This is a genomic window from Sphingomonas sp. A2-49, from assembly GCF_025548555.1.
Lineage (GTDB): Bacteria > Pseudomonadota > Alphaproteobacteria > Sphingomonadales > Sphingomonadaceae > Sphingomonas.
In genome coordinates, this window is record NZ_JAJLPA010000009.1 from 1 (window position 1) to 12,622 (window position 12,622).

At 69.8% G+C, this 12,622-nt stretch carries 6 protein-coding genes; 2 read left to right on the top strand and 4 right to left on the bottom strand.

Annotation, left to right across the window (positions count from 1 at the left end; translation table 11 throughout):
* Nucleotides 1-55 precede the first annotated feature (55 nt).
* The 4 genes from LPN01_RS09535 to LPN01_RS09550 all read right to left on the bottom strand — a co-directional run bounded on the left by LPN01_RS09535 (nucleotide 56) and on the right by LPN01_RS09550 (nucleotide 10,721).
* On the bottom strand, nucleotides 56-2,599 hold the full coding sequence (locus tag LPN01_RS09535) for a glycoside hydrolase family 3 C-terminal domain-containing protein (RefSeq protein WP_262828157.1): 2,544 nt from the start codon (nucleotides 2,597-2,599) through the stop codon (nucleotides 56-58).
* A gap of 298 nt (nucleotides 2,600-2,897) precedes the next feature.
* A complete protein-coding gene (locus LPN01_RS09540; protein ID WP_262828158.1) occupies nucleotides 2,898-5,438 on the bottom strand; it encodes a beta-mannosidase in 2,541 nt (846 codons plus the stop codon).
* Nucleotides 5,435-7,741, bottom strand: coding sequence for a beta-N-acetylhexosaminidase (locus tag LPN01_RS09545; protein ID WP_262828159.1), 2,307 nt, complete (start codon nucleotides 7,739-7,741; stop codon nucleotides 5,435-5,437). The genes LPN01_RS09540 and LPN01_RS09545 overlap by 4 nt, the downstream gene beginning before the upstream one ends.
* Before the next feature lie 190 nt (nucleotides 7,742-7,931).
* Nucleotides 7,932-10,721, bottom strand: coding sequence for a TonB-dependent receptor (locus tag LPN01_RS09550; protein ID WP_262828160.1), 2,790 nt, complete (start codon nucleotides 10,719-10,721; stop codon nucleotides 7,932-7,934).
* A 274-nt stretch (nucleotides 10,722-10,995) separates the two neighbouring features.
* On the opposite strand from LPN01_RS09550, the gene LPN01_RS09555 reads away from it, so the two are divergent.
* Nucleotides 10,996-11,769 carry a copper homeostasis protein CutC gene (locus LPN01_RS09555; RefSeq protein ID WP_262828161.1) on the top strand — a complete coding sequence of 258 codons (774 nt, stop codon included), beginning with the start codon at nucleotides 10,996-10,998 and terminating at the stop codon, nucleotides 11,767-11,769.
* A gap of 84 nt (nucleotides 11,770-11,853) precedes the next feature.
* Nucleotides 11,854-12,591: a GntR family transcriptional regulator gene (locus LPN01_RS09560; RefSeq protein ID WP_262828162.1), complete on the top strand. Its 738-nt coding sequence runs from the start codon at nucleotides 11,854-11,856 to the stop codon at nucleotides 12,589-12,591.
* Nucleotides 12,592-12,622: the final 31 nt, after the last annotated feature.

Consider the following 12,622-nt stretch of genomic DNA (forward strand, 5'->3'; position numbering starts at 1 on the left):
AGGAACAGGCGGCGGTCGATCGCGCCGGCGCCGGTCGGTGGGGTGGCGTCGCGCGTCATTTCGGCAGCTCCGTGTCGGTGCCCGTCACCGTGAAATCGTGCCATCGGCCCGCGCCGTCGCCCGGCTGGCCGCCGCCGATCCAGACGCGATAGGCCCCCGGCACGACGTGGCGGCGACCGTCGCGATCGACGATGCTCATCGCGCGCGGATCGAGCGTGAAGGCGATGCGCGCGGTGCGCCCGCGCTTTACCGCGATCCGCCGGAAGCCGACGAGCTGGCGTTGCAGCACCGGATCGGTGAACCCCGCCCGCGCGGCGGGCGTCGGGGGAACCAGATAGGCCTGCACCACCTCGTCGCCGTCGCGCGCGCCGGCGTTGGTGACCGTGGCGTCGATCCGCAGGTCGCTGCCCGCGGCGACCGTCGGTGCGCCGCGCGGGGGCGCATAGGCGAAGCGTGTGTAGCTGAGCCCGTGGCCGAAGCCCCATAGCGGCGTGCCGGTGAAGTAGCGATAGGTGCGCTCCTTCATCCCGTAGTCGACGAAGGCGGGCAGGTCGCCGGTCGACCGGTAGATCGTCACCGGCAGCCGTCCCGCCGGATTGGCCGCGCCGGCGAGCACGTCGGCGAGCGCGGTGCCGCCGCTTTCGCCCGGATACCAATTGGCGAGGATCGCATCGGCGGCGGGATCGACCGCGACCGCGCTGCCGCTGGTCAGGACCAGCACGACCGGCTTGCCCGTCGCCCGCAGCGCGTCGAGCAGGCGTTGCTGCGGCGGCGGCAGCGCGATGTCGGTGCGATCGCCGCCGACGAAGCCGGGCACCTGCACCGACAGCGCCTCGCCCTCCAGATCGGGGGACAGGCCGGCGACGACGACCGCGACGTCCGCCTGCCGCGCGGCCGCGACCGCCTGCGCGAGCAGCGGTTCGGCGGGCGGGATCCAGAGCAGGCGGAAGCTCTCGTCCTCCGACCGGTGGTCGAGCGTCAGCTCGATCGGCTGCGGCGTCCCGTCGCTGTCGACGGTCAGTTCGACGCGGCCCCTGCGCAGGTCGCCGTCGTGCAGCGTCCGGCCGCCCAGGATCAGCCGTGCGCGATCGTGCATGGTGCAATCCTTCCAGCATTGCGACTGGTCGAGGATCAGGCGGTAGCGGCCGGGGCCGGGGGGCACGAACTCGCCCGTCCAGCGCGCGGTATAGCCGGTAGCGGGCAGGCCGGGGGCGGGGGCCGCGCGGTTGAGGTCGAGATCGATGCGGCGATCGCGCCGGGCCGCGTGCGCGCCGGCGGCGGTATAATCGGCGCGCAGGCCGGGCTTGCCGTCGGTACGCAGCGCGGTTTCGGGCAGGACGACCGCGGCGCCCTCGGCCAGGATCGATCCTTGCGCATAGGTGACGTTGCCGTCGCCGAAGCGCGCGCGGATGCCGTCGAGCGGGGTTACGGGGGCGACGGCCGTGCCGTGGTAATTGCCCTGCAACACGCCGAGGTCGTCGGCATCGGCGCCGATCACCGCGATCCGCGTGCCGTTGCGCAGCGGCAGGCGGTCGCCGGTGTTCTGCAACAGCACGATCGACTTGCGCGCGGCCTCCAGCGCGAGTTTGCGATGCGCCGGCGTCGCGACCTCGGTCGGCCGGATGCGCGACCACGGGCTCGTCGCGCCGAAGGCGATGCCCAGCGCCTGTCGCGCGCGGAGCGCACGGGCGAGCGCGGTGTCCACCTCCGCCCCGGTCACCAGCCCGCGCGCGAGCGCCTGCGGCAGCGCGGCATAGGCGGTGCCGCAATTGAGATCGGTGCCGCCCCGCACAGCGGCGGCCGCGGCGGCGGCGGCGTCGGGTCGGTAATGGTGGAAGCTGTGGATGTTCGACACCGCGTCGCAGTCCGAGACGGTAAAGCCGGTGAAGCCCCATGCGGTGCGCACGCGGTCGTTCATCAGCCACGATGCGGCGCAGGCGGGAATGCCGTGCAGGCTGTTGTAGGCGCACATCAGCGATTGCGCCTTGCCCTCCGTCACCGCGCGGCGGAACGCGGGCAGGTATGTCGCCTCGAGGTCGCGGGGGCTGGGATCGACGTCGAAGCCGTCGCGCCCCGCCTCGGGACCGCTGTGGACGGCGAGGTGCTTGGGCGTCGCGACGACGCGCGGGTGCAGCGGATCGGGCCCTTGCAGGCCATGGATGAACGCCACCCCCAACTTGCCGGTGAGATAGGGATCCTCGCCATAGGTTTCCTGGCCGCGGCCCCAGCGCGGATCGCGGAAGATGTTGATGTTGGGCGACCAGATCGTCAGCCCCTCGTAGATGCGGCGATCGGCGCCGACCGGCTTGGCATTGAAGCGCGCGCGCGCCTCGGTCGATACGACGGTGCCGACCTGTTCCAGCAGGTCGGTATCCCACGTCGCGGCGAGGCCGATCGCCTGCGGAAACACCGTGGCGTGGCCGTTGCGGGCGAGCCCGTGCAGCCCCTCGTTCCACCAGTCGTAGGCGGGCAGCTTCGCGGTCGCATCGGCGGGCGCGGTGCTTTGCAGCTGCGCGGCCTTCTGTTCCGGCGTCATCGCCGCGATGGCGGCGGTGACCGGATCGGCAACCTGCGCGAGAAGGAGGAGAGCGGGGATCATCGTGTCGGTCCCATCGGTCGGAAGGAAGGGTTTCGCGCGGTGACGCGAAGGCGCGAAGGAGGATGGGGTTCGCGCGGAGGCGCGGAGGCGCGGAGAGGAGAAGGGGGCAGCGGGACCAAATGTATCGCACCCTTCACCAAACGAATCCTGCTGCCGCAGGCTTTGCCGCCATCTTGGGGGAATGCGTCGGTCGCCCGGATCGCAGCCACTCCGCGCCTCCGCGCCTCCGCGTGAACCAACCCTCTTCGCGCCGTCGCGCCGTCGGATGCCCACATGCCGGGCGATCGGCAATATGCCGTCATCGCGCCAACGTCCGCAGCGTGGGCGTCTGCTTGCCGGTCAGCGTCACGGTGACGCTCTCGCCGGGCAGCAGGTCGAAACCGCTGTCGCTCGCCTGTCCGGGTGCGTCGCCCATGTCGACCATTACCGCGCGCGCGAGGTTGCGGGCGGTGATCGTCGCGGTGTCGCCGGACCGGCGCAGCGTCAGGCCCGGATCGGGATAGGCCATGTCCCTGGGCACCAGCCGCTCGACCAGCGCGCGGCTGACCGTCCGGCCATCGATCAGCAACTCCGCCACTGCATAGCTGCGCGCCGGATCGGCGGTGCCGAACAGCTCGGCGTCCGGCAGCGTCGCGACCGTCGTCGTGCCGAGCGGTGCCAGCGTCACCGCGGCCTCGCGCCGGTTCAGCGTCGCGCCGGCCATGTCGCGCACGGTGATCCGCCAGTGCGCCGCGACCGGGGCGGTCGCATCCGACACCAGCACGATCCGGGTGGCGCCGGCGCGATGCTCGGCGACGATCGCCTGCGGCGCGAAGGCACGCTTCGCTTCATATTGCAGCAGCTTCCACTGGCCGAGGTGATCGATGCTCGACCAGCTGATCGACGGCCAGACGTCGTTGAGCTGCCAGAACAGCGACCCCATCGTCACCGGCCGGCAGGCACGATGATGCCGCGCGGCGAGGCCGATCGCCTGCGCCTGGTTCACCTGGGTCAAATAGACGAAATCGGCGAAGTCCCGCGCGGGACGCAGCCGCTGGTCGAGATAGAGGCGCAGCCGCGCATTGCCTTCGCCCGCCAGGAACTTCTGGTGCGCCTTCATCACCGGGCTGTCCGGATCGAGCGCGCCCTTGCCGGCGAAGCCGCGGATCGTCGCCATCGTCGGCATCGCCTGGAACCCGTATTCGCTCATGAAGCGCGGGCAGGAATCGAGGTAGTTCTCGACCGGCTTGCTGCCCGACCACACGTCCCAGAAATGGCGGTCGCCATTGGCGTCCGTATCGACCGGCGCTTCATAGTCGGTCGATGGCGATCCCGGCATATAGGGCGTGCCGGGGCTGTTCGCGACGACCGCGCCGCGCAGCACCCGGTCGAACAGCACCGCCATGCCGGTGCCGATCCGCTCCTGTTCGTCCGCGCCGACCGCCTTTTTGAACGCCTTGCGGTCCGACCAATTCTCCCACCCCGACAGCACTTCGTTGTTGCCCGCCCACAGGACGATCGAAGGGTGATCGCCGAGCCGCGCGACCTGCTCGTCCGCCTCCGCCGCGACGCTGGCGCGAAAGGCGGCGTCGGGCGGCGTCACCGACCCGCCGAACATGAAGTCCTGCCACACCATCAGCCCCAGACGGTCGGCGGCGGCATAGAAAGCGTCGTCGAGATAATAGCCGCCGCCCCAGATGCGGACCATGTTCATGTTGGCGTCGCGCGCCGCCCGCAACAGCCCTTCGGGCTCGGCGGGGTCGACGCGCGCGGGGAAGCTGTCGAACGGGATGACGTTCGCGCCCTTGGCAAAGATCGGCACGCCGTTGACGACGAAGCCGAAGGCGCCGCCGGAGCGATCGAGCGTGACCGTGCGCAGCCCGATCGTGCGCGTCTGCGTATCGCCGTCCAGCGTCGTCGCGACGGTGTAGAGCGGCTGCGCGCCATAGCCGACCGGCTGCCACCGCTGCGGGCGGACGATGCTCAGCGGGATCGTCACGGCATTGCTGCCCGGCGCGACCGCGACGGTGCGCGCGACCGACTGGCGGCTGCCGTCCGGCCCGGTGACGACGGTCGACAGCGTTACGGTGCGCGCGCGGTCGGCGACGATCGTCGCGTGCGCGGTCAACCGCGCCTCGGCATCGGTCAGCGCGTCCTGCGCCACCCTCAGGCGATCCACACGGACTTCGTCCCAGGCCTCGAGCCGGGCGGGGCGCCACAGGCCGGTGGTGACGATCCGCGGGCCCCAGTCCCACCCGTATTGGTATTTGGGCTTGCGGATGTACGGGCTGGTCTGGACGCCCTTCGGCTCGTCGCCGAACGCGCTGTCATATTCGCCGGGCAGCGGGTGTTGTTCCTTCAGCACCATCGGCTGGAGCGTCCGGATCGGCGAGGCGATGCTGACGATGATCTCGTTGCGTCCGGCCCGCAGCAACGCTTTGGCATCGGCACGCCAGCGGCGATGCGCGTTGTCCGCGGTCAGCAGCGGCCGGCCGTTGACGCGCACCGTGGCGAAGGTGTCGAGCCCGTCGAACACCAGGTCGAGATGACCGTGCGCCAGCATCGCCGCGGTGACGGTGATGCCGGTGCGGAACTGCCAGTCGGTCAGGCCCGCCCATTGGATCGCGCCTTCGTTGGTGGCGACGAACGGGTCGGGCACGCGGCGCGCGCGGATCAGGTCCTCCTGGACGCTGCCGGGAACGCGTGCCGGGAACCAGCGCGCCTCCTTCGGGTGGGCACGGGTGGCGGCGGTGTCGGCAGGGTCGATCCGCACCTGCCAGTCGCGGGGCAGCGGCACGGTCTCGCGTGCCGCGACCGAGGAGGCGGTGCACAGCAGTGCGACGGCGAACACGATCCTCATCGGCCCGCCTCCGTCAGCTGCATGCGCTCGATCGCATAATAGGGCCCCGACACCGGCGCGGTGAAGCGCAGGCACAAATCGGTGTCCCCCGCCATGCGCGGCAACGCGCCCGTGAAGCGGAAGCGGGCGGGCGCGGTCGCCGGGTCGGGCAGCGGGAAGGTGGCGATCACGGGCGTCCTGCTCATCTCGTCCACCGCACAGCCGGCGCTGATCGTCAGCTCGCCATGCGGCGTCACGTTGAAATAGCGGCGCACCTTGGTGAAATCGTGCGCGAGGCCGTAGGGGCGCGGCAGCCGCGCGACCTCGACCGTGAAGCCGGTCGCGACGTCGAGCGGCGCGGCGGGATAGACGGTGCAGGTGTCGAAGATATCGACGTTGTACACCGGCGCGTCGGCGGTGGCGTCCGCAGTCGGCGGCACCCGCAGCCCGATCGTGCCGCCCGGACAGGCGACGAGGTCGCTCGTCCCGCGGCCGAGCAGGCCCGGCCGGTCGAGGGTGAAGGCGCGGGGGGCGGCGGTCGCGGCCCCGGCGGCAAAGGCGGCGGCGCGGATCGTCGTGCCCGACGGCAGGCCGAGCGGCGTCCGATACGCCTTCGATCGCGCGCCCGGCGCGCTGCCGTCGAGTGTGTAGCGGATCGTGCCGTAGCCCGCCTGCGTCGACAGCGCGACCGACGGCCGCTTGCCGCGCAGGGCGTCGCCGCGGCTGCCCTGCAGCGCGAAATCGACCGCGAAGGCGCTGTCGGCGACCGCCATGCCGGACGCGCGCCAGCGGGCGATCTGCGGCTGGAGCCGGGCGAGGAAGTCCGGGAAATCGCGCCGGCCGGCGGGCGACCAGGCGATCTCCGCCAGCGCGCCCGCGCGCGGGAAGGCGAGGTGCTGCAACTGGCGCGGCGTGACGATATATTCGCTCCACAGATTGCCCTGTGCGCCGAGCACGTGATGCGCGCGGTCCGCCGCGATCCCCGCCGGGAGCGGGTCGTAGGCATAGACCTTCGCCAGTGTGACGATCGCATCGAACCGGCCGGGCGGTTCGTCGCTGCGCGTGCTCTGGAGGTTGTTGAGGTACAGCGGCAGGCCCGGCGTCAGCACCACGTCGTGGCCCATGTTCGCCGCCGCGACCGCGCCCTGTTCGCCGCGCCAGGACATCACCGAGGCGGAGGCGGGCAGGCCCCCTTCCAGAATCTCGTCCCAGCCGATCAGCCGGCGCCCCTTCGCCTGGAGATAGCGGCCGAAGCGGTCGATCATCCAGCTTTGCAGCGCGTCCTCGTCCTTCAGGCCGAGCGCCTTGATCTGCGCCTGCACCACCGGGCTGCGCTGCCACTGGTCCTTCACCGCCTCGTCGCCGCCGAGGTGGATGTAGGTGCCGGGAAAGATCGCCATCAGTTCGTCGAGCACGTCCTCGACGAAGGCGATGCCCTTCGGCCCCGGATTGAACAGATAGGGCATGATGCCCCATTGGTTGCTGACCGCGGGCGTATCGCCGAGGATGCCGAGATCGGGATAGGCGGCGACCAGCGCCTGCGCATGGCCCGGCAGGTCGATCTCCGGCACGATGACGATGCCGCGCGCGGCGGCATAGGCGACGAGATCCTTCAGCTCCGCCTGCGTATAGAAGCCGCCGACGCGCGTCGGCGTTTCCGCGCCCCCGGCCGACGGCGGTACGCGCCATGCCCCGACCGTGGTCAGCTTCGGATATTTGCGGATCTCGACGCGCCAGCCCTGGTCGTCGGTGAGGTGCAGGTGCAGCGTGTTGAGCTTCACCGACGTCATCTGGTCGACGATGGCGCGCAGCGCGGGCATCGGCAGGAAGTGCCGCGCCGGATCGATCATCAGCCCGCGCCAGCCGAAGCGGGGCGCGTCGCGGATCGTCAGGCCCGGCACCACCACCGGCCGGCCGAATGCGCCGTCCGGGCTGAGCAGTTGCGCGAGCGTCATCGCGCCATGGACCAGCCCGCGGTCGCCCGAGGCGGCGACGACGATGCCCTGCCGCCCCACCTCCAGCCGATACGCCTCGTCGCCCGCGACCGCGGCGTCGCGCACGAAGCGGATATCGCCCGTCGCGGCCGGGACGAGCGTCAGGCCGCGCTCCGTCGCGACGTGGTCGGCGAGCAGCCGCGCCGCCGCCATCGTTCCCGCATCCGCGGCGCCGACGCGCATCGCGTCGCGCACGGTGAAACCGGCGCCGCCTTGGGCGACCGACTGCGGCATGGGGACGAGGGGGAGGGGCGCGCGGTCGGCGGCCAACGAGGGGGGCGCGAGCATGACGCAACCGGCGACGGCGGCGATCCCTGCGATATGCCTCATGACAGCCCCTTGGTTCTGTTTTGGTATTGAATGTATCTTGCAGGAGCGATCGGGCGGCGTCCATGGCCTGCGGCAAAAAAAACCCCGGCCGCGCATCTGCGCGGGCCGGGGCCGAGGGCCGGGGCGCGCCGGGGTCTGCGCGCTGCCACGGGGAAGGCGGTGCCGCCGCCGCACGGGCGGCGGCGGACGATCACATCCGGAACGACACCGCCGCCGAGAAGGTGCGCCCGTTCTTGTAGAAGGCGGTCGGACGATCCGGGGTGGCGTTGTACTGGAGATAGGTTTCGTCGAGCAGGTTCTGCGCGTTGACGCTGAGGATCACCCCCTTCAGCAGTTCGAGCGAGGCGGAGGCGTCGAGCTGGTTGTACGGTGCCACCATCTCGCGGCTGCCGAGGCGCCCGATCGTGCGGAAATAGGAGGTGCGGTAGTTGTAGCTGACGCGCGCCTGGAACGGTCCGCTTTCGAAATAGGGGATCACGTTGACGGTATGCTTCGACAGATAGGGCAGGTTGAGTTCCGCCCCGGTCGTATCGACCGACGAGGTGCTGCTGTCCTGATAGGTGTAGTTGGCCTGGAGCCCGAAGCCGCCCCAGATTTCGCTCTGCGCCGAGATCAGCGCGCCGTTCACCTTCGCCTTGCCGCCGTTGATCGGTTGCGAGACGCTGTAGGTGGTCAGGCGGTTCTGGAGCGAATTGAACAGCAGCGCATCGGCGCGGGTGTTGATGATGTAGTTCGAGATGTCGCGGCGGAACAGTTCGACCGCGACCAGCGAGCCGGCGCGCGGATACCATTCCGCGGTCAGTTCGTAGTTGGTCGACTGATAGGGCTTGAGGTTCGGGTTGCCGCCGCCGGCGTCGAGCGTGACGTCGTTCTGCGAGATCGACGCCGCCAGATCCTGATAGCGCGGGCGCGAGATCACCTTGGCTGCGGCGCCGCGGACGATGAACTTGGGGCTGATCTCGTAGGCGACGTTCAGGCTGGGAAGGAACTTCAGATAATCCGTCACGGTGCGTGTCGGCGTCGGGATCGGGTTGGGATTGGCGATCGTGGTCAGCGACAGCGCGTAATTGGACACGTCGCGGGTGTAGACGAGCCGCCCGCCGATGTTGCCGCGCAGGCCGCCCTGGTCGAAATTGGCCTGGACGTAGCTCGCCGCGACGGTCTCCCTGACCTGCGTCGAGGCGCCGACCTTGGTGATGAGCGGGCTGTTGATCGCGTTGGCGAGGATGTCGATCACCGCCTGTTCGGGCAGGTTCAGATATTTGGTCGCGTTGCCGCTGCCGCCGCTGCCCGAAAAGGTGCCGTCCGGCGTGGTCAGCGTGGTGACGCCGAGCTGCGACCCGTTGAGCGAGCGCGTCAGATAGGTGTTGATGCCGCGACCGTCGATGCGGTTGACGTGGTCGGTGACGCGGCTGCCGAGCAGGATTTCCTTGAACGGACCGAAGGCGAGCGGGATCGTGGCGTCATAACCGCCGAAGATGTCGCGGTCGGTCGTGACGCTATAGTCGAGCCCGCCGATCTGCGCGGCGACGAGCTGCGCGCCGGTCGACGTGGTGACCGGGCGCCCCTCGATCTGCGCGGGGTTGTTGTTGGGGTTGGTGAAATAATTGGCGGGGTTGGTCAGGTCGCCGGTGAAGTTCACCTGTGCGCTGTCGTTGGTAAAGGCGTAGCTGAACGGCAGCTTGGTCTGCACGTTGAACAGATATTCCGGGTTGCGGCCCCCGGTAGCCTTCGACCAGCCGCCTGCGAACGCCACCTTCGCGCCGCCGTCGCCCTCCCAGTCGGCGAACAGGTTGACGTTGTCGGTCTTGAGCTTGGTGTGGCGGACCAGCGTGTCGAGCTGCGCGCTCTGGCTGGGGGCGGCGGCGAAGGACGCCGAATTGACCACGCCGTTCGACACGTTCGCGGTCTGCAGCACGCTGCCGGTCCAGGCGACCGGGATGGTGTACATCGACTGGCTGTAGTTGTTGTAGTTGCCGTCGATGTGCAGCGCATTGACGGTGAAGGTCAGGTCGCTGCTGGGACGATACTGGATCGTGCCCGACACGCTCTTGCGCTCGCGCTGCTGCTGGAAATAGGCGTAGTTGATGCCGAACGGCGCGACCGCGGAAATGAGGTCGTTCTTGCCGCCGGTGACTGTCGCGTTCGGGTTGAGGAGGATGCCCTGACCCGATGCGTCGCGCCGGACGGTGCCGTCGGCATTCTTCTGGAAGAAGTCGGCGCCGCTCTGATAGCCGAAGAATTCGACGCCGGCGCGCGTCAGGTTCTGCTTGTCGTAGGTGGCCGCGACTAGGACGCCGAACGTCTCGTCCGCGTTCCGCCAGCTGTACAGGCCGGAGCCGCGGATATTCCCCTTGTCGCTGCGATCGTTGTACGAATAGCCGCCCGATGCGAACAGCGAGTTGGCGGGCAGGTCGAGCGGGCGGCGGGTGCGGACGATCACGGTGCCGCCGATGCTGCCTTCCTCGATACGCGGTTCGGGCGACTTGTAGACTTCCAGCCGGTCGACCAGTTCGGGTGCGAGCAGCGAATAGTTGAACGTGCGGCTGGAGGGATCGTTGTCGTTGCCGCCCCAGTCGGCGGAGGCGAGCGCGTGGCCGTCGAGCAGCATGCGGTTCAGCGCGGGATCGGTGCCGAGGATCGCGACCTTTTCGCCCTCGCCGAAGCGACGGTCGATGCTGACGCCGGGGATGTGCGACAGCGATTCGGCGACGTTGCGATCGGGGAACTTGCCGACATCCTCGGCCGTGATGACGTCGACGACGGCATTGGCGTTGCGCTTGACGCTGATCGCCTCGCGCAGGCTGCCGCGATAGCCGGTCACCAGGATGTCGTCGCCCGCGGCGGCATCGTCCTGCGTCGTGCTGCCTGGCGGCGTCGCACTGGGCGCGGGGGCAGTGGCGGGCGCGTCCTGCGCTTGGGCGGTGGCGGCGAAACCGGCGAGGGCGGTGGTGACGAGGATCGCGTGGCGCAGGCGCATAGGATAGTCCTTCTTCGGAACACGCCCGGTCGCATGTCCCCCCCAATCCGAAAGCCGTCGCGAAACCGGCGACAGATCGGGTAACGCAGGTGTTTTTCCACCCTGGCTGCGCAGGCCCGATACGGTCCTTCATAACCAATTCATACCAAATGGCCTATAAAAAAATTGTCATATTTCAAGGGCCGGCAAAATCGGCCCTGAAATCGCGGATAAGCTTGTGTCCCGGGGGCTGTTCGGAGCGTTGGTTTATGTCGAACAGAGAGGTTCAAACGTAATGATGACGTCTGCCAACGCCGTCGCGAAACGCGTCCTGCTGGAAATCTGCGTCGAGTCGCCGGCCGGCGCGGTGGCGGCGATCGCCGGCGGCTGTGACCGGATCGAGCTGTGTTCGGCGCTCGCGCTCGGGGGGCTGACCCCGTCGGCCGGCCTGGTCGAGGCGGTGCTGGCGGTCGCCCGGCCGGCCGGGGTGCCGGTGCATGCGATGGTCCGGCCGCGGCCCGGTGGGTTCGACTATGACGCGGACGATCTAGCGGTCGCGCGGGCCGAGGCGCTGGCGCTGGTGGCTGCCGGCGTGCAGGGGCTGGTGTTCGGTGCGACCGATCGCGGCGGGCTGGCCGTCGCCGCGATGCGCGAATGGATCGCGGCGCTCGGCCCCGCCCGGCCGATGTTGACCCTGCACCGTGCGATCGATGTGGTCGACGACCCGGTGGCAGCGGTCGAGGATGCGGCGGCGCTCGGCTTCGACATCGTGCTCACCTCCGGCGGGGCGCCCGACGCGGTCGCGGGGGCGGCCACGATCGCGCGGATGGTGGCGCACGCCCGCGGCCGCTGCACGATCATGGCGGGCGCCGGGGTGACGCCGTCCAATGCGGCTGCACTGCTGGCCGCGACGGGGGCGCACGCGCTGCATGGATCGGCCAGCGTCGCCGCGGCGCCGGGCGGCCCGGACCGGCTCGGCTTCGGCCCATCGCCGCGCCGGACCGATCCGATATCGGTCAAAGGTCTGCGACAGGTGATTGACGACAAGTCCAATCTAAGACAAGTGTGATGCGGCGCGTCAGGGGGCATGACTGGCGCTGTTCTGCGCGGCGTGGCACCGATCGGCCATGACCAGCGGAAGAGGGAGTCGTCGATGAGTTTCGTGAGCAGGGTGGGGCGGTTTCGCACCGACAATCCCTCACCGCTCTACCTGCAGCTGCAACAGCTCATCCGGGACGCCATCGGCAACGAGGTGATAACGCGGGGCGATGCGATTCCGGCCGAGCGCGACCTGGCGGTCGATTACGGCGTGTCGCGGATCACCGTGCGCAAGGCGATCGAGGGGCTGGTCGAGGACGGGCTGCTGACGCGCCGTCGCGGTGCGGGCACCTTCGTCGCGGGGCGCGTCGAAAAGAATTTCAGTAAGCTGTCGTCGTTCACCGAGGACATGATCGCGCGCGGACGGGTGCCGAGCAGCGCCTGGATCTCGCGCAACATGGGGACGGTCAGTCCCGAGGAATCGATGGCGCTGGCGCTGTCGCCGAGCGCGCCGGTCTATCGCTTCCAGCGGCTGCGTTTCGCCGACGAGGTGCCGATGGCGCTCGAGCTGTCGACGATCGCGGGCTTCTGCCTTCCGTCGATCGAGGCGGTCGACACCTCGCTCTACGCCGCGCTGACCGATGCGGGGCATCGCCCGGTGCGGGCGTTGCAGCGGCTGCGCGCGGTGCCGTTCGGCGGCGACCACGCGCGGATGCTGGGCGTCGATCCGGGCTCGCCCGGCCTGCTGATCGAACGCCGCGGCTTCCTGCGCGACGGACGCGCGGTCGAATTCACCCGATCCTATTACCGCGGCGACAGCTACGATTTCGTGGCGGAGCTCGCCGACACCTGACACCGCCTGGGGGGCGCGATTTGTGACGACC

Excerpts from the sequence above, each read along its gene's own strand:
- LPN01_RS09550 (WP_262828160.1), bottom strand. The coding sequence starts at position 10,721 with ATGCGCCTGCGCCACGCGATCCTCGTCACCACCGCCCTCGCCGGTTTC.
- LPN01_RS09545 (WP_262828159.1), bottom strand. The coding sequence starts at position 7,741 with ATGAGGCATATCGCAGGGATCGCCGCCGTCGCCGGTTGCGTCATGCTC.
- LPN01_RS09560 (WP_262828162.1), top strand. The coding sequence starts at position 11,854 with ATGAGTTTCGTGAGCAGGGTGGGGCGGTTTCGCACCGACAATCCCTCA.
- LPN01_RS09540 (WP_262828158.1), bottom strand. The coding sequence starts at position 5,438 with ATGAGGATCGTGTTCGCCGTCGCACTGCTGTGCACCGCCTCCTCGGTC.
- LPN01_RS09535 (WP_262828157.1), bottom strand. The coding sequence starts at position 2,599 with ATGATCCCCGCTCTCCTCCTTCTCGCGCAGGTTGCCGATCCGGTCACC.
- LPN01_RS09555 (WP_262828161.1), top strand. The coding sequence starts at position 10,996 with ATGATGACGTCTGCCAACGCCGTCGCGAAACGCGTCCTGCTGGAAATC.